The 17,116-nt window shown below is 65.4% G+C and carries 16 protein-coding genes; 11 read left to right on the top strand and 5 right to left on the bottom strand.

Going from position 1 to position 17,116, the window contains the following annotated elements:
• Window positions 1–102: 102 nt before the first annotated feature.
• The 3 genes from KNW02_RS18470 (at window position 103) to KNW02_RS18460 (ending at window position 1,394) form a co-directional block, all read left to right on the top strand.
• Window positions 103–393 carry a DUF6127 family protein gene (locus KNW02_RS18470; RefSeq protein ID WP_216034687.1) on the top strand — a complete coding sequence of 97 codons (291 nt, stop codon included), beginning with the start codon at window positions 103–105 and terminating at the stop codon, window positions 391–393.
• Window positions 394–465: 72 nt separating this feature from the next.
• Window positions 466–1,140, top strand: coding sequence for a YcbK family protein (locus tag KNW02_RS18465; RefSeq protein ID WP_216034686.1), 675 nt, complete (start codon window positions 466–468; stop codon window positions 1,138–1,140).
• Complete coding sequence (locus tag KNW02_RS18460) at window positions 1,137–1,394, top strand: hypothetical protein (protein ID WP_094022015.1); 258 nt, start codon at window positions 1,137–1,139, stop codon at window positions 1,392–1,394. Before KNW02_RS18465 ends, KNW02_RS18460 begins: the two co-directional genes overlap by 4 nt.
• 178 nt (window positions 1,395–1,572) lie before the next feature.
• Here the strand turns inward: KNW02_RS18460 and KNW02_RS18455 are convergent, their stop codons facing one another.
• Window positions 1,573–2,931, bottom strand: coding sequence for an ATP-binding protein (locus KNW02_RS18455; protein WP_094022013.1), 1,359 nt, complete (start codon window positions 2,929–2,931; stop codon window positions 1,573–1,575).
• Window positions 2,928–3,587, bottom strand: a complete 660-nt coding sequence (locus KNW02_RS18450; RefSeq protein WP_094022012.1) for a response regulator transcription factor — start codon at window positions 3,585–3,587, stop codon at window positions 2,928–2,930. The genes KNW02_RS18455 and KNW02_RS18450 overlap by 4 nt, the downstream gene beginning before the upstream one ends.
• Before the next feature lie 144 nt (window positions 3,588–3,731).
• Here KNW02_RS18450 and KNW02_RS18445 point away from each other — a divergent pair, with 144 nt between their 5' ends.
• The 8 genes from KNW02_RS18445 (at window position 3,732) to KNW02_RS18410 (ending at window position 11,571) form a co-directional block, all read left to right on the top strand.
• Window positions 3,732–4,052 (top strand): PepSY domain-containing protein, encoded by a 321-nt coding sequence (locus KNW02_RS18445; RefSeq protein ID WP_094022011.1) that lies wholly within the window; start codon window positions 3,732–3,734, stop codon window positions 4,050–4,052.
• Window positions 4,045–4,716 carry a cytochrome b/b6 domain-containing protein gene (locus KNW02_RS18440; RefSeq protein WP_252734085.1) on the top strand — a complete coding sequence of 224 codons (672 nt, stop codon included), beginning with the start codon at window positions 4,045–4,047 and terminating at the stop codon, window positions 4,714–4,716. The genes KNW02_RS18445 and KNW02_RS18440 overlap by 8 nt, the downstream gene beginning before the upstream one ends.
• A 186-nt stretch (window positions 4,717–4,902) precedes the next feature.
• The gene (locus KNW02_RS18435) at window positions 4,903–5,271 is read left to right on the top strand and encodes a hypothetical protein (protein ID WP_216034685.1); all 369 of its coding nucleotides are present in this window, start codon (window positions 4,903–4,905) and stop codon (window positions 5,269–5,271) included.
• Window positions 5,272–5,309: 38 nt separating this feature from the next.
• Window positions 5,310–5,780 (top strand): DUF2271 domain-containing protein, encoded by a 471-nt coding sequence (locus KNW02_RS18430; RefSeq protein WP_216034684.1) that lies wholly within the window; start codon window positions 5,310–5,312, stop codon window positions 5,778–5,780.
• Window positions 5,781–5,791: 11 nt separating this feature from the next.
• Complete coding sequence (locus tag KNW02_RS18425) at window positions 5,792–7,999, top strand: PepSY domain-containing protein (RefSeq protein ID WP_216034683.1); 2,208 nt, start codon at window positions 5,792–5,794, stop codon at window positions 7,997–7,999.
• Window positions 7,980–8,960 (top strand): FAD:protein FMN transferase, encoded by a 981-nt coding sequence (locus tag KNW02_RS18420; protein ID WP_101753526.1) that lies wholly within the window; start codon window positions 7,980–7,982, stop codon window positions 8,958–8,960. Before KNW02_RS18425 ends, KNW02_RS18420 begins: the two co-directional genes overlap by 20 nt.
• A gap of 5 nt (window positions 8,961–8,965) precedes the next feature.
• Entirely contained in the window at window positions 8,966–10,873 is a 1,908-nt protein-coding gene (locus tag KNW02_RS18415; protein WP_216034682.1) for a heavy metal translocating P-type ATPase, read from the top strand.
• Window positions 10,870–11,571, top strand: a complete 702-nt coding sequence (locus tag KNW02_RS18410) for a VIT1/CCC1 transporter family protein (RefSeq protein WP_216034681.1) — start codon at window positions 10,870–10,872, stop codon at window positions 11,569–11,571. The genes KNW02_RS18415 and KNW02_RS18410 overlap by 4 nt, the downstream gene beginning before the upstream one ends.
• Window positions 11,572–11,914: 343 nt before the next feature.
• On the opposite strand, the gene KNW02_RS18405 is transcribed toward KNW02_RS18410, so the two are convergent.
• The 3 genes from KNW02_RS18405 to KNW02_RS18395 are packed head-to-tail and all read right to left on the bottom strand — an operon-like array spanning window position 11,915 to window position 16,911.
• Window positions 11,915–14,986, bottom strand: coding sequence for a type I restriction endonuclease subunit R (locus KNW02_RS18405; RefSeq protein ID WP_216034680.1), 3,072 nt, complete (start codon window positions 14,984–14,986; stop codon window positions 11,915–11,917).
• A 3-nt stretch (window positions 14,987–14,989) separates the two neighbouring features.
• Window positions 14,990–15,601: a hypothetical protein gene (locus tag KNW02_RS18400; RefSeq protein ID WP_216034679.1), complete on the bottom strand. Its 612-nt coding sequence runs from the start codon at window positions 15,599–15,601 to the stop codon at window positions 14,990–14,992.
• Window positions 15,598–16,911: a restriction endonuclease subunit S gene (locus KNW02_RS18395; RefSeq protein ID WP_216034678.1), complete on the bottom strand. Its 1,314-nt coding sequence runs from the start codon at window positions 16,909–16,911 to the stop codon at window positions 15,598–15,600. Before KNW02_RS18395 ends, KNW02_RS18400 begins: the two co-directional genes overlap by 4 nt.
• Window positions 16,912–17,116: the final 205 nt, after the last annotated feature.

Below are 17,116 nucleotides of genomic sequence, written 5' to 3'. Positions count from 1 at the left end.
GCGCCGTCATCGACGCGCGGATCTTCGATCTGAAGGAAGACCCCAGGCCCAGCGAGGACGGCGCCTGTCTCGAGATACTGGCCGAGGCGTGATGGGCGCAGGATGCGGGAGGCGCCGATGCCGTTGCGCAGTTCTGATCGGTCAGACGCCGAACTGGAAGCGATTCTGGCCCGGGCCGCCGAGCAAGGAGTGAAGCGGGCGCTCGCTGATCTCGGTCTCGATGGCGACGAGGCTGCGCTCGACATCCGCGACCTCCGCTCCCTGGTGGACTGTATCCGACTGGTGCGCCGCACCGCGATGCAGACGGCAGTCCGCATGATCACCACTGGCGTCATGCTGGCGCTGCTCGCCGGCATCGTTCTCAAGCTCAGGATCTTTGGCCGCAGGCCGTAACGCGCGTTGCCGTCGATCAATTGTTCAGAACACACGCCCTCAAAGGCGGGTTTTTCCGTTTGGAGGACCCCCATGACGACGACCTTCCGCCGCCATTGGCGCGATGTGCCTGAAAGCACTTGGCCTTGGCCGAACTTCAGCCCGGCCGAGATCGCTTGCCGGGGCACCGGCAAGCTGCTCATCAACGAACCGGCGCTCGACAAGCTGCAGGCGCTGCGCGACCGGCTGGGCAAACCGATGATCGTCCGCTCCGCCTATCGCAGCCCCGAGCACAACCGCGCCATGGGCGGCGCGACCCGCTCCAAGCACCTCGACGGCGCCGCCTTTGACATCGCCATGGCGAACCACGACCCGGTGGCGTTCGAGGCCGCGGCGCGGGAGGTCGGGTTCCTCGGCTTCGGGTTCTATCCGCGCTCGGGGTTCATCCATGTCGATCTCGGGCCCGCACGGCAGTGGGGCGAGCGGTTCCCGGTCCGGGCGACCGCCTTCGCCGAAGAAGCCCCTCCAGCGCGCGAAGTGCTGGCCGAGAGCCGCACCATGAAGGCGGGTGGTGCGGCAGGCGTGGCGACGCTGGGCGCAGCTGGGGTCGAGGTGGCGCAGAGCGTCCTCGCCGAGACCCAATCCGCAATCCTGCCGCTTGTGCCGTATCTCGATACCCTGCGCTGGGTGTTCATCGCCGTGGCTCTCGGCGGTATCGCGGTCACGATCTACGCCCGGCTCGACGACTGGAAGAGGGGGCGACGGTGATCGCCGGGCTGCTCACCGGGAGCGCCGGATCGGCATGGGCGCGCATTGGGCTCCGCTACGGCGTCATCGCACTCGCGATCCTGCTGTTCCTGCTTTCCCTGCGCCGCTCCGGCGAGCGCGCCGGCCGACTGACCGAGCAGCTCGAAACCATGGAGAAAACCTATGACGCCCAAAAGCGAATGCTCGAGGCAGCGGCGCGCCGTCCTCGTTCTCGCGACGATCTGGCTGAGCGGCTGCGCGACGGTCGGTTCTGACGGTAGCGGGCCAGGGGCGTGTCCGCCGGTCGTCGAGTACAGTAGGAAGTTCCAGGCGCGAGCGGCAGGGGAGCTCGACCTCCTGCCGGAGGGCTCGGCGATCGCAGAGATGATGAGCGACTATGCGGTGTTGCGGGAACAGGCGCGGGTGTGCTGATCCTCCGGCACTTGTCGCGGATTACGCGTCGCGCCCGGCGCCGAACCTGGGGCTATCGGTCGGCAAGATGAGTGATGCCTCTAAGCCGGAGGTTGCGCCAGGTCGCGGCGATTTCAGAACGAGCGAGCTTCCGATCCGGTTGGCGATGGCGGCGACGATGGCGAGGCCAAGCCCGCTGCCATCGGTGCTTGCGTTCGCCCGTTCGAAACGTGCCGTCAGGCGGTCGAGCATCTCGCGCGGCACCACGGGACCATCGTTAGCGACAACGAGGCGGCCGTCCGCCGTCAGCGTCACCTCGACTGCCAGATTCTCCGCCCCGTGACGGAGGGCGTTCTCCACAAGGTTCCGGCACAGGATGGCGAAGGCATCGGGGTCGATGTCCGACTGGACAGCCGCGTCGGGAAGAGTGAGCCCAATGCGGCCAGGCGCGGTCGCGCGTCCGAGATCGTCCACCACCACACGGGCGACCGCCCTCAGGTCGGCGCTCCGGTCCATCCGCAGCCGCCCGCCTTCGGCCCGCGCAAGCTGCATGAGGCGTTCGGAAAGCCGGGTCAGGCGCTTGAGCGTCGCCTCAATTTCGGCGGCACGCACTTCGGTGGCCGGCTCGTGCGTCTCCGCCCTCAGCCGCTGCGCCTGAGCGATTGCTCCGGCCAGCGGCGTTCTCAACTCGTGGGCCGCGTTCGCGGCAAAACTGCGCTCGGCCTCGAACGCCGCGCGCAAGCGGGCCAGAAGGCCGTTGAGCGTCTTGGCCAGTGGACCAATCTCCGTCGGCAGATCGCTGGCAGGAACCTCCGACAGGTCGCGGGCGCCGCGCGCCTCCAGCCGAGCACGGAACCGACGCAGCGGATCGAGGCTGAAGCGAACGGCAAGAATGATCGCCACCAGCGCGATCGGCAGCACGATGAGCAGCGGCAGGCCGAGGCCCATCTGGATCTCCCGCGCAACCGACGCGCGATGGGCCAGCGGCTCGGCCACGGTGATCCGGATCGTGTCCTGAAGCGCTGCATCGCTGTAGAACCGGTGGGTGGCGGTCTGACGGAAACCGGGTCCGTCCCAAGGCGGGAACACGGCAGGGTCGGCCGCATGAGATTGCAGCAGGATGCGCCCCTCGCCATCGCGCACGAGGTAGGTGAAGAACTCGTCGTGCTCCCGGATGGGCGCGAGCCGCTGCGTCACGCCCTGATCTTCGCGGCCCACGATATCGGTCACCGCCAGCGGGAGGATGCGTTCCGCTGTCTCCTGCAGGGCGCTGTCAAAGACCTCGTCCAGCTCGCCCCGGACGATTACGGCCGTCACCGTCGCAGCGAGCAGCCACAGCACCGTCAGCGCCAGGCCGAGCGACAGGCCGAGTCGGCCCTGAAGGCTCGCGGGCCATCTCATGATTTGCCGAGCCTGTAGCCCATGCCGCGCTCGGTCTCGATGACCGAAGCCCCGAGCTTCTTGCGCAGGCGGCTCACATGGACCTCGATGGTGTTGCTCTCCACCTCCGCGTCGAAGGCGTAAAGCTTCTCCTCCAGCTGTGCCTTTGACAGCAGCTGACCGGGGCGCGCGAGAAAGGCTTCGAACAGCGCCCATTCCCTTGCGGTCAGTTGCACCGGCTTGCCGTCGCGGTGAACGCTGCGGGCGGCAAGATCGATTTCCAGCGGCCCGTGGGTGACGATGGGGTTCGGGTTGCCGCTGTAGCGTCGAGCGACAGACCCGATCCGCGCGGACAACTCAGCGAGATCGAAGGGCTTCACGAGATAATCGTCGGCGCCCGCGTTCAGCCCCTCGATCCGGTCCGACACCTGGTCGAGCGCGGTCAGGATGATGACCGGCGTCACGTCGCCCTGCGCGCGCAAGCCTTTGAGGAACCCGATCCCGCGACCGTCCGGCAGCATCAGGTCGAGCAGGATCAGGTCGTAAGACGTGGATTTCGCAGCGCCGCCGGCCGCATCGAGGCGCATCACCCAATCGACCGACTGCCCATCGGCCGTGATCTGGTCGCGCACCGCCGCGCCAAGCACCGTGTCGTCCTCGATCAGCAGGATGCGCATCCTCGTCCCCGTCCTCTTCCGATGACCCTCCATGATCCGTCTGGCTGACAAGAAGCTGAAGCGGGTGGCTGTGTCCCTTCAGGCTGCCGTCAGCTTCGCCGCGCATGAATTTCGTCAAGATGGCCGCAGCGAGGAGTTTGGCCCATGAAGAAGACATTGACAATTCTCGGCTTTCTCGCGGTCTTTCCGGCCGGTGCCGCGCTGGCGGACGACGACTGCTTCGTGCCGATGGCCGACTGGCAGCCGCGCGACGCCGTCGCCCGGCTGGCCGAGGAGAACGGCTGGACGGTGCGCCGGATCAAGATCGACGACGGCTGCTACGAAATCGACGGCCGCGACGCCGAGGGGCGCCGGATCGAGGTGACCGTTCATCCGGCGACGCTCCAGGTGATCGAGTTCGAATACGAGGACAAGGACGACGGCGATCGCCCCCGCCGGGATCGCGAAGCAGGCGACGATGACTGACGCAATCTCACACCAGGCGCCAGAGATGAACACGGCGCCGAGCAGCAAGGTCCGTGTCTGGGATCCGCTGGTCCGGGTTTTCCATTGGGGTCTGGTCGCGGCCTTCGCGACCGCATGGCTGACTGCGGACGAGCTGCAACCTGTCCACGAGGTCGCAGGCTATACCCTCGCCGGACTTGTGGCCTTCCGGCTGGTCTGGGGCCTCATCGGCAGTCGCTACGCGCGCTTCGCCCAGTTCCTGAAAGGCCCCCGCGAGACGCTGGCCTATCTCGGGGACATGACCCGCGGACGCGAGCGGCGCCACCTCGGCCACAACCCGGCGGGCGCGGCGATGGTCGTGGCGCTGCTGGTCACGCTGTCCGGGACGGCTTTCACCGGCTGGCTCATGGAGGATGAGGCCCGTCTGGCGATACTTCCGTCCATGCCCGCAATTGTGGCGCTCGCCTGGGCCGACGACGACGGCGACGAGCGGGAATACGGCGGGCGGGGCGAGATCGAGGGACCGCTGAAGGAGGTCCACGAGACGCTCGCCAACCTGATGCTGCTGCTTGCCGCGCTGCATGTTGGCGGCGTCGTCCTAGCCTCCTTCAGGCACCACGAGAACCTGGCGCGCGCCATGGTGACGGGCGACAAGCGCGGCGCCGGTCCCGGCGACATCGCCTGACGGCACCTAACCCCAAGGCCGACCGTCCCTTCGGTCCCGCCTGGCCTCGCCCTCACGGGCGGGGCCTTTTTCGTCCGAAGCCGCTCTCTTCCTGACGGCAAGCTGAAGCGGGAATCGCCGACGCGTCAGGAAGCCCTCAGGTCGTGTCTCCAGATTGTCCTCAGCAGATGACAAGGAGACCCTGCCATGAAGAAGACCCTGACACTTCTGGTTGCGTCCACGGCGCTGACCGCCGCGATCGGCGTCCCCGCCTGGAGCGCGATGCAATCCCCGCCCGGCGTCCTTCGGCCCGTCGCCGCTCTCTTCGATGACGCCCCGCAAGCGATGCCGCTCGTTCTCGCAAGCGACGATGACGACGACGATGACGACCGCTGGCGGGACGGTGCTCGTCGCGGCCACGACGACGACGACGATGACGACGATGACTGCGACGACGATGATGACGACGACGATTGTCAGGGCGGCGCTCGCAATCCCGCGCCCGCCGGCACGGTCGCCCCTCCGCAGAACGGCCTCTTCGGCAACGGTGCGCCGCCGCAGGTTCAGGTGAACTGAACCGCTCTGAAGTTCCTCTCCGAACAAGGATCCATACGATGAAATCGCTTCTCGCCACGCTCGCGCTGACCACGGCGCTGACGCTCCCCGGCCTCGCCATGGCGCGTCCGGTGACGCTCACCACGATCCTCAACAATTACGGCGGCGACGGGGCCTATCTCGCGCTCTACGTCACCGACGCCTCGGGCGCCTATGTCGGCAGTCTCTGGATGGCTGGCGGCAAGTCCAAGTACTACGAGCACCTCAGCGACTGGTACCGCGCCACCGGCGGCGACACCGCGCAGGTGAACGGCATCACCGGCGCCAGCGTCGGCGCGGGCCGCACGCTCGAGATCACGCTCGACCTGGCCGACGCGCTCTTCGACGCGGGCTACACGCTCCACATCGACGCGGCCGTCGAGGACATGCGCGACAGCCCGAACGAGGTGGCCGTCCCGCTCACGACCGACGGCGCCGGCACGCCGGTGCAGGGCCGCCGCTACATCGCCAGCTTCGCCTACGACATGTGAGGAGCGGGGCCATGATCCGTGCACTCCATCGCTGGCCGGGTCTTCTGGCCCTTGCGCTCGTCACCATCCTGAGTCTGAGCGGCGCGGCGCTGTCGGTCTTCCCAGCGGCCGAACGGCTTGCCGCACCGCAGGCGGAAGCCGGACTGACCGTCGCCGCCCTCGCGGACCGCATCCAGACGGTCTATCCGGGCGTCGAGCAGATCCGCCGATCACCCTCGGGCCGGATCACCGCCTACTGGTTCGACCAGGGCGCGCCGGGCGCTGCCGTGATTGACCCGGTGACCGGTGAGGGCGTGGCCTCGGCCGACCCGAACCAGGCCGAACGCTGGCTCACCAACCTGCACCGGTCGCTGTTCCTCGGGGACGGCGGGCGCATAGCCATGGCTGCAGGGGCTGCCGCGATGCTGATCCTCTCGCTCTCCGGTGCGGCGCTGGTCGCGCGGCGGACGGGCGGCTGGCGGCACTGGTTCGCGCGCCTGCGCGGTCCGCTCGCGGGCAGGCTGCACGTCGAGATCGCCCGGATCGCCGTCGTCGGCTTCGTTCTGTCTTCCACGACCGCCCTCTGGATGACGGCGTCGACCTTCGATCTCCTGCCGGATGGCAGCGCCATCCCGGCCATGCCGACCGAGGTCAGTGGAGCGACGGGGTTTGCGCCGGACCGAATGGCCACGCTGCAGCAGACGCCCGTCGCCGAGTTGCGCGAACTGAGCTTTCCCTATCCCGGCGACGCGACGGACGTGTTCACGCTCAAGACCGACCGGGGCACCGGCTATCTCGACCAGGGCGACGGAGACCTCCTGGCCTGGGCCGACCTCACGGGATGGGAGCGCGTCTCGGAGACCATCTACATGCTGCACACCGGACAGGGCGCGGCGACGCTCGGCCTGGTGCTCGGCCTCATGGCGCTCGGCGTGCCCGCGATGGGCGCGACCGGCGTGCTGATCTGGCTCGCCGGGCGGCGCGGTCGGCCGCGCATCCGAGGCAATCAGCCCGCGGGACGTGCCGAGACGATCCTGCTCGTCGGCAGCGAGGGCGGCAGCACCTGGGGATTTGCGGCCACGCTCCACACCGCACTGACGCAAGCCGGGCAGAAGGTACACACAGCACCGATGTCGGCCTTCGCGCCAGAACGCTACGCTACGGCCCAGCGGATCATCCTGCTCGCCGCAACCTATGGCGACGGCGCGGCGCCCGCCTCGGCGAAGGGCTTTCTCGAGCGGCTAAACGCTTCCGACAGGGCGCCGGACATTTCTCTGGCGGTGCTCGGCTTCGGCGACCGCAGCTTTCCGGCCTATTGCGCCTTCGCAAGGGACGTCGCGGCAGCGGCGCAGGCGAAGGGTTGGCCCGAGCTTCTGCCGCTCGACACAATCGACCGGCAATCGCCGCAGGATTTCGCGCGCTGGGGCCGGGCGCTCGGAGACGTGCTCGGCATTGCGCTCGAACTGACGCACCAGCCGGTCCAGCCGCAATCGACCACGCTGACCCTCGTCTCGCGGCGCGACTACGGCGCTGAGGTGCAGGCCCCGACGGCGATCCTCCGCTTCGCGTTTCCCCGCGTCTCGCTCGGGCAACGGCTGCTCGGGGGCGGGTTCGCACGGTTCCAGGCGGGTGACCTGATCGGCATTCTGCCCGAAGGCGGGACCGTCCCGCGGCTCTATTCGCTCGCCTCTGGGCGCCGCGACGGCTTCATCGAGATCGTGGTCAAGAAGCATCCCGGCGGCCTCTGCTCGGGTCAGCTCACAGCGCTGGAACCTGGCGACACGGTGAGCGCCTTCTTGCGCCCCAACCCCGGTTTCCGTCCGGGGCGGAGCCGGGCGCCCCTGATCCTGATCGGCGCAGGGACCGGCATCGGGCCGCTAGCGGGCTTTGTGCGCGGCAATACGCGCCGCAGGCCGATCCACCTGTTCTTCGGCATGCGCCATCCCGACAGCGATTTCTTCTACGGCGAGGAGTTCCCCGGATGGCAGGACGAAGGGCGTGTAAGCCGGCTGGTCACCGCCGTCTCGCGCGGGGCGCGTCCCCATTACGTCCAGGACGCGCTGCGCAGCGAGGCCACTCAGGTCGCAGAGCTCATCCGCAATGGCGCGCGCGTGATGGTCTGCGGCGGACGGGACATGGCCGCCGGCGTGGCCGAGGCGCTGGCCGAGATCCTCGCACCGGCCGGGCTGACGCCGGCGGTCCTGAAGGCGGAGGGGCGGTATGTCGAAGATGTCTACTGAGCTGACGAGGCACGCCCTGAATGGGGCGACCATGGGCACGCGCTGGTCGGCGCTGTTCTTCGCAGGGCCCGGTCTCGACACGGCGGCGATCCGCACGGCGCTGCAGGCGGCCGTGGACGAAGTGGACGGACAGATGTCGACCTGGAAGCCCGACAGCGGCCTGATGCGGCTCAACGCGGCGCCGGTGGGCGAATGGATCGCGCTTCCCGCGCGGCTCGCCGAGGTGCTGCGACTCGGCCTAAAGATCGGGCGCATATCCGGCGGCGCGTTCGACATCGGCATGGGTGACGCGGTGACGGCCTGGGGGTTCGGGCCGAAGACGGCCGCGCCCGAGGGCATCCGCGCCGCGATGAAAACCCCGCGCCGCCCGGCGGATCAGGCTCTGGAGTTCGAAGGCGACCGCATCTGCAAGGTCGCTCCCATAGCGCTGGATCTGAACGGCATAGCCAAGGGCTACGGCGTGGACCGTTTGGCCGAAACCCTGCGCGATTACGGGATCGCCGACGCCCTCGTCGGGGTCGATGGCGAGATGCGCGCGATGGGTCTCCGGCCTGACGGCGAGGCCTGGAGCATTGCGGTCGAGGCGCCGGACGCGGAACGCCGGACGCCGCATTCGATCCTCGCGCTGCAGGATGCCGCCGTCGCCACCTCCGGCGATTATCGCCACTGGGTCGAGGTTCAGGGACGACGCCTGTCGCACACAATGGACCCGAGGCGCGGTGCGCCGCTGATCGCATCGCCGGCCTCCGTCACCGTCGTTGCCCGCAGCTGTGCCGAGGCCGATGCCTGGGCGACGGCGCTCATGGTGCTCGGTCTCGGCAAAGGGGCCGAACTCGCAAGAAAAGAAGGGCTCGACGCCCTGTTCCTCTTGCGCGAAGATTGCGGGAGCGTGAGGGGCGTGGGAGTCGGACGACTTTTTTCCGAAGAGCCAGCGGCGATTACCCCTGCAGAGGGGAGATAGGCCGCATGGAGACGACAAGGACTGACCGCTTCAAGACCGCTATCCTGCTCATTGCCGCGACCGGCCTGTTTGCGGGACTTGCGTTCTACTTTTCCGGCCGACCCAACGCTGCGAACCTGATCTGGATCGCCGGCGTCGTTCCAGCGCTCGCCGCGCTCGTGGTCGAGATCCTGCGCAGCCTGCGCTCCGGCGAGGTGGGCCTCGATATCGTCGCAGCGCTGTCGATGTCGGCGGCGCTCGTCTTCGGCGAGACCCTCGCCGCGGCGGTGGTCGCGGTGATGTATTCCGGCGGCACATTCCTCGAAGCCTTCGCCGAAGGCCGCGCCCGGCGCGAGATGCACGACCTCCTCTCCCGCGTGCCGCGGACCGCGACCCGGCACCGCAACGGCGGGCTGGAGGAGATCCCGCTCGACCACATCGCGCCCGGCGACCGCCTCCTGATACGTCAGGGCGACGTGGTGCCGGTGGACGGCACGGTGGCCTCGGAGACGGCCTTCGTCGACACCTCAGCGCTGACGGGCGAGTCCCTGCCAGTGCGCCTCGCCCACGGCGCCGAAGCCATGAGCGGCTCCACAAACGCAGGCGAGGCGTTCGATCTGACGGCGACGAGAGAAGCCAAGGACAGCACTTATGCCGGGATCGTCCGGCTGGTCGAGGAGGCGCAGGCCTCGAAGGCGCCGATGTCGCGGCTGGCCGACCGCTGGTCGCTGGGCTTTCTCGCGGTCACGGTCAGCACCGCCTTCGCGGCCTGGTGGTTCACCGGCGATCCAATCCGGGCCGTCGCCGTGCTCGTTGTCGCCACGCCCTGTCCGCTGATCCTCGCCGTGCCGGTGGCGCTGGTGGCCGGGCTGTCGCGTGCCGCGCATTTCGGGGTGCTGATCAAGGGCGCGGGACCGCTCGAGACGATGGCGCGCATCCGAACGCTGATCCTCGACAAGACCGGCACGCTGACGGACGGCCGGCCGCAGATCGTCTCGATCGATAGCCACGACGGGATGGCGGAGGACGACATACTGCGCCTCGCTGCAGCGCTCGACCAGGCGTCCAAGCACCCCGTGGCGCAGGCCATCGTTGCGGCCGCGAAGGCGCGCGGCTTCACGCTGCCGGTTCCGTCGGACGTGGCTGAGATCCCGGGTGAAGGCGTCGTGGGCCATGTCGAGGGCCGGAAGGTCATCGTCGGTGGCGACGGCTTCGTGGCCGCGCGCGTGGGGCGCCAGCCGGGCGATCATTCCGCCATTGCCGCCGGTTCGGTTCTCGTCGCCGTCGCCGTCGACGGGCAAATGGCAGGGCACCTCGTGATGTCCGATCCGCTGCGCGAGGGTGCGGGGGCCATGCTCGACGGTCTGCGCCGCGAGGGCATCGCGCGTATCCTGCTCGCCACCGGCGACCGCGCGGACGTGGCTGAGCGCGTGACCGAGGGGCTTGGCCTCGACGGGCTGCGCGCCGGGCTCACGCCCGACCAGAAGGTTCTGCTGGTTCTCTCCGAGCGCAAGCGCGGGCCCGTGATGATGGTGGGCGACGGCGTCAACGACGCGCCGGCTCTCGCAGCGGCCGATGTGGGTGTCGCGATGGGCGCACGCGGAGCCGCTGCATCGGCGGAGGCGGCAGACGTCGTGCTGCTCGTCGACCGTATCGACCGGCTCGGGCCGGGGATCGAGATTGCGCGCGGTGCGCGCCGCATCGCTGTCGAAAGCGTTGTCGCCGGAATCGGCCTGTCGGTCATGGGCATGATCGCCGCGGCTTTCGGCTATCTCACTCCGGTGCAGGGGGCGCTCCTGCAGGAGATCATCGACGTCGCCGTGATCCTGAACGCCCTGCGCGCGCTGCGCATCGCGCCCCATGAGCCCACTATCCCGAATCCAAAGGCTGTCTCCTCCGGGCAGGCCGACATCGCGCAAGGAGCCACGCCATGAGCCGCCTCTCGCATTCCGAAATCCACATGGTGCATCGCATCGGCTGGCTGCGGGCCGCCGTTCTCGGAGCCAACGACGGACTGGTGTCGACTGCGAGCCTCGTTGTCGGCGTCGCCGCGGCAGGATCGGGAAAGCCGGAGGTCCTGATCGCGGGGCTGGCTGGCCTCGTGGCCGGTGCGATGTCCATGGCGGCAGGAGAATACGTCTCGGTCAGTTCCCAGACCGATGCGGAACAAGCCGATCTTGCCCGCGAGACCCGCGAGCTGGCGGAAACGCCTGAGGCAGAGCTCGAGGAGCTCACCCGGATCTACGTTGACCGGGGGCTGGATCGCGACCTGGCGGAGAAGGTGGCCCACCAGCTGACCGAACGCGACGCGCTCGGATCGCATGCCCGCGACGAACTCGGCATCTCCGAGACCGTGACGGCACGCCCGATCCAGGCGGCGCTGGTCTCGGCTCTAACATTCGCCCTGGGTGCGGTCGTTCCGCTGATCGTCGTTCTATTGGCGCCCGAAACGTCGATCGCGCTGTTCGTGGCGGCATCGACGATCGTCGGCCTTGCGGTCCTCGGCGGTCTGGGCGCCTCCGCCGGCGGCGCTGGTGTCGTTCGGGGCGCCGCGCGGGTCACCCTCTGGGGCGCTCTCGCAATGGCTGCGACAGCAGCGGTGGGAGCGGTGTTTGGCGTCACGGTTGGGTAGCAATTATTGGGTTTCTGGGTGGAGAAGGTTGGATTTGAGGCCCATCCCCTCCGCCACTTGCCCTCGCGAAAGCGTTCTCCCGATCCGGCTACGGCCGGATTTTCTCGTTGTATTCGAGGGTTATGTGGGAGGTGCTAAGCACCGACCCCGGCGCCAAGTCGCCCGCAACCGGTCTCTCCAAGCCATTATTCTCCGGGGCTGTGAACTGCTTCCCATCCGGTGCACAGCGCCAACACACTGAAATCCATCCGTTCCTTCTGACTGCGCTCGCACGAGAGTTAGATTTTCCCTTCGCCTTGCGAGCGGAACTGAGATCCAAACTCCTGGCGACCTCCTCTGCGGTTCACTCAACAGGGTCAGTCTTCTGGACCCGACGGAAGATTTCACTGGCGAGATGCTCGTGCGCCGCCGCGCGAAACTGCTTGTCCGTCATCACACGAGAGAAAATCTCCTCGTTGCCCTCCATACGGTCGATGAACAACTCGTCTAGCATCCGTTCCAGATACGACGAAAAATTGGCCAGGTTGTTCGCACGCGCAGCTTCCACGATCTTCTCGTCCTGTTCGGCGCTCACGCGTATCTGGTCGAAGAAGAGCTGGTCGGCCTCAGTGAAATCGGTACCAAAGCGCTCGTTCAGCTTCTCGATCAAGCTAGAGAGAGCCAGTTCTTCGTCTGGCGATCGGGCCGTGCCCACGTCCGTTGGACCCTTCAGTGGGTCGGCCTCGCCGTCGGACAGGTCTATCGATCCTTCGGTCATTTGCTGGAGCCGGAAGAATCGCAGCGCAATCTCGTCGTCCAAGGCGAACGCTTGGCCATCACCCGGCGGGGGAAGCTTCGAGATCAGGTTGCGAACGAAGGCGTAGAGCTTCTCGAGATCGCTATCCTGATACGGAATGATCTGCGAGAGGAAGGCGTAGAGATTCCGGTATGCCGTGAGTTGGCCGCGAAACTCCTCCTGTTCGGCCTCTTCCCTATCCAGGAACCTCTGCACAACAGCGTCTAGAACCGAGTTCATCAGGCGGTGATCGGTAGCCGAGTGCTCGCGTTTACGTCGGTACCAGACCTCGGCGAAGGCGTTCACGTCGTCGGGAGCGAAAATCGCCCATTCCAGGAGCTTATGCTGCAACTCGGACAGCCGGTGCGGATCGGCGTTTTCGCCAATCGGCGTTACCTCGTAGTACGGTTTGAAGGCCTTGTAGATGTCATCTTCTTCGTTCGCGAAGTCGAGGACGAAGGTACGTGCCTTGCCTGGCGCCATCCGGTTCAGACGCGAGAGTGTCTGCACCGCTTGCACACCCGCGAGCCGCTTCACGACATACATCGTCTGCAGGAGCGGTTGATCGAATCCAGTCTGATATTTCTCAGCCACCAGGAGCACGCGGTAATCATCACGCTCGAAGGTCTCGGGCAACTCGCTTTCCGCGAGGCCATCGTTCATTGACACTTCGGTATAGGCTGATCCCGGGTCTTCCGGATCTTCCACGGTGCCGGAAAAGGCGACGAGCGAGCGGATGCCATCGTAGCCGTGCGCCTTGATATAGCGGTCAAAGGCCAGCTTGTATTTCACCGCGGCAAGGCGCGAGCCCGTCACGACCATGGCCTTCGCACGACCGCCGAGTTCGTGCATGACGTAGAGACGGAAATGCTCTACGATGACCGAGACGACCTGCTCGATGTTGACCGGGTGCAGCTCCAGATACCGCGTCAGAGCCTTGGCCGCCTTCTTGCGCGGCACATCAGGATCGTTCTCGACCTGTTTTATTAGACCGAAGAAGCGCTTGTAGGTCGTGTAGTTCTGCAGCACGTCCATGATGAAGCCTTCTTCGATGGCTTGCCTCATCGTGTACTCGTGGAACGGCGACGTGCCCGTTGGTCCCGGTTCGTCGAAGAGCGTCTTGGTCTTGAACTTTGGCGTTGCGGTGAAGGCGAAGAAGCTGAGGTTCGGCTGGCGTGCCCGCTTCAGGGAATCGCGCAGCATCGCAGCCTTGGCGTCCTCGGATAGATCATCATCTTCCTCCTCGGACAGCTGCGCAGCGATCGCAGCTTCGATCCCGTCCTTGTTGAGCATGCCCTTCAGCGCCATGGCCGTCTCGCCGCTCTGCGAGGAGTGCGCCTCGTCGACGATCACCGCGAACCGCTTGCCTGCCGTGTCGATCTTCACGCCAGTCCCCTTACTCTCGAGAGTGGAGAGCGCCTGCGAGATGAAGGGAAACTTCTGAATCGTCGTGATGACAATAGGTGTCCCGGCCGACAGTGCCCGGGCAAGCTGCTGAGTGTTTTCCTCGATCTTCTCGACGACGCCCGTTTTGTGCTCGAACTGGTAGATCGTGTTCTGCAACTGCTGATCGAGCACGCGCCGGTCGGTGACGACGACGACCGAGTGAAACACCTTCTCATCGTTGGCGTCGTGCAGGCTCGCCAACCGATGGGCCAGCCAGGCGATCGAGTTCGACTTTCCCGACCCTGCCGAATGCTGGATCAGATAATTCCTGCCAGACCCATGCGCGCCGGCATGCGCGATGAGCTTTCGCACTGCGTCGAGCTGATGATACCGCGGGAAGATCATCGTCTCCTTGCGGATGGTGCGGACGCCCTTGTCGGTCTTGACCTGCCTTTCCTTGACCTCCAGGTGCATGAAGCGCTGGAGGATATCCATCAGGCTGTCGGCCTGCAGCACCTCGTCCCACAGGAAATGCGTCTTCCAGTTTCCTGCCACGGGCGGATTGCCGGCCCCGTGGTCGTGGCCACGGTTGAAGGGCAGGAAGACCGTCTCGCGTCCCTTCAGCCGCGTGGTCATCCAAACCTCGTCCGGATCCACCGCAAAATGCACGAGCGCGCGCTTCTTGAAGGCGAAAAGCAGGTCGCGTTCGTCACGCTCCTCCGCGTATTGCCTGATCGCGTCGGCCGCTCGCTGGCCGGTCAGCGGGGTCTTAAGTTCCGTCGTCGCCACCGGGAGGCCGTTCAGGCTGAGCGTCACGTCGATGATGCAGCGCCGGTTCTTGCCGTCCGCACGCTTCAGGACCGAGGCGAAGGCGACCTGCCGGGTGATGGTCAGCCGGTTCGTACCATAGAGCGCGGCAGCCTCCGGGTTCATGCCCGAGTTCGGGCGGAAGAACGCCATGCGGAACGTCTTGCCATAGCACTTGAACCCGTGGCGCAGGACATGGAGCGTGCCCTTGATCTCCAGTTCCTTGGTCAGGCTGTCGAGCACCGTCGCTTCGGTCTTCTCGCCGAGCAGCGCTTCGAGCTGGCCCCAGCGCGTCGGCTGGCTGTCCCTGAGAAATCCGCTCACGTCCTCGGGGAAGAGCGCCAGCGCCTCGTCATAGTCGGTGGCCACGCGCGTGGCGTAGCCGCCGGCCCCGGTCAGCCCGGCCTCGATCGCGGTTTCAAAATCTCGCTCGGTGTGGCCGGACATGGCTCAAATCTCCTGCACTGAAGTGTTCTGCAGGTCGGCCAAGGGCTGACCATTCACCTCGTCAAAGTGATAATATCGAATAGACGGATCGGCATTGAGCTGCCGGTTGGGGTCGAGGTATGCGCCGGGATTCTCGTTGTCGGCGAAGACGAACTTGCGCAGCCGGATCCTGCGGTTGTCGCCCGTGTAGTGATCGATCGTGCGTTTCAGGCTAGTGACCCAGCACATCCCGGCCCTGAGTTGCGGGACGATCTTTTCAGCTGTCAGGCTTTTCGATTTGAACTCGATGCAGTCGGCGTGGAAGGCGCGGCCGTTGACGTAGAAGATCACGAAATCGCAGCGCTTCGACCACGGCTTCGCCGTGTCGTCCAGGAAGTGGAACAGCGCCGGTTTGCTCTTCTTTTTCGCCGTGTCGAAATCATCGTGGTCTAGCTTGAAGGCCATCCCGGGCCCCGGCAGCAGAAGCTCGATCTTGCGCTCCTGCGGCTTTACGTCTTCCGGGCGGAAATATTTTTCCGACAGCACGACCTTGCCGCCAGATCCGTCGTGCATGACGTAGTCTCTATTCACATAAGCCTTCAGATGCTCGAAATACGTTCCGGCCGCCAGCGTCATTGCAGCCCCGTCAGCTTTCCGGTGACGGCGGCGGTAATGAGCGCGGCACGGTATTCTTCCAGTTTTTCAATCGATGTTACAATCTTTGTCGCGCCCTTCCTCAACGCCCGAACCTTTTCGGCAAGAAACTCTACTATCTTTGATTGCTCTTCAAATGGTGGAATGGGGAACTCTATTTGAGCGTATCGTGATGGATTAAGGTTGGCTTGGCCAATGCTCGGGAGCGCGAGTGTCCGACCGAGAGCCATCAAGTCGTTGGTTCCCATTACATAGTTGGCATATTCGGGATGGTACCTGCTGCCAAATCGAAACCTGACAAGATAGGAAGCCAACGAGACTGGATAATCTTGGCAACCCCGGAATATCGCAGCCTTTCCAACCAAATCGAGGCTATTGGTTCTATTGAAAACAATATCATTGGGTGTAAGCAACAGACCTTCGTCTACTTCGTCAAGGAAGCGTGCGTCACCGAGATCGATCTCGCCATCGACAAGATTTCCCATTCTGAGGATTGCAACTTCACCCGTCGGTTCGAGCGAAGCAGAGATCCCGTAGGTAGAGCTTGCCAATACCCTCTTAAGCGGCAGCACATCCCAATGCGCCGGAACGTCGCCGAGCCAGTCGATGCCGGAGGGCTTCATTGGGGCGTCGGGGTCGAGGCCCTTGGTGACGGCGCGGGTGATGAGGGCCTGGCGCTTCTCGTCCAGCCGGTCCAGAAGCGCGCGCTTCTTCTCGATCAGTCCGTCGAGCTGCGCAGTTTTCGCATCCAGAAATCGTGCGATCAGTCGCTGGGTTTCTATGGGAGGCAGTGCCACCAACGCGTTCTTCATCGGGTACTGGCCGAGCCCGTAACGCGTTACACCGTTCGCTCCGAGCTTGAACTGATCGTTCAACGGATCGGATCGACAGAGCCAAGCTAGGAACGCACCGTCCAGATCGGGTCCGGGTTCAAAAACCGACAGGTGATAGCCGCACAGCACATCCGGCATGTCCTCGGTGACAAGTGCAGGAATGCCGATGTCATCCCAGCCCTCGCTGTCCTTGGTGATGATCACCTGGTCGCGCTTGAGCTTGAATTTCTCGATCTCGGATTCAGTCGCGGACCCTTGCATAAAATCCAAATCACGGGTGATCCGATCATTGTAATACACGTCAGTATAATTACAGAGTAGAACGGGCTCCTCATCGTCCGAAATTGTTTTGTCGACATTGCTGTTCCGGACGCCTGCATAGAACTTCAGTTTTTCCAAACGCCATCCAGCGGGAATTAACCCGTAGGCCTGCTGCACCTTTTCGGGGACGGTAGTCATCTCACGAGCCCCTCAAGCAGCCCGGCGATCTCGCCTTCCAGCCCGGTGATGTCGGCCTCGATCTCGTCCAGCGGGCGTGGCTGTTGATTGCCACTGAGAATTGACCCGGCATTGTCACCGAGATCTGACCCACCCGGTTGTTATGTTCTGCGCGTCATGTTGGCGTCAATGCAGATGTCTCCTTTCGTTTCTTTTTCGCCGTCTC

The sequence above is a fragment of the Paracoccus marinaquae genome, assembly GCF_018860165.1.
Classification (GTDB): domain Bacteria; phylum Pseudomonadota; class Alphaproteobacteria; order Rhodobacterales; family Rhodobacteraceae; genus Paracoccus; species Paracoccus marinaquae.
Note: the sequence above shows the minus strand (reverse complement) of the source record. Positions and strands in the feature narration are given on the sequence as shown.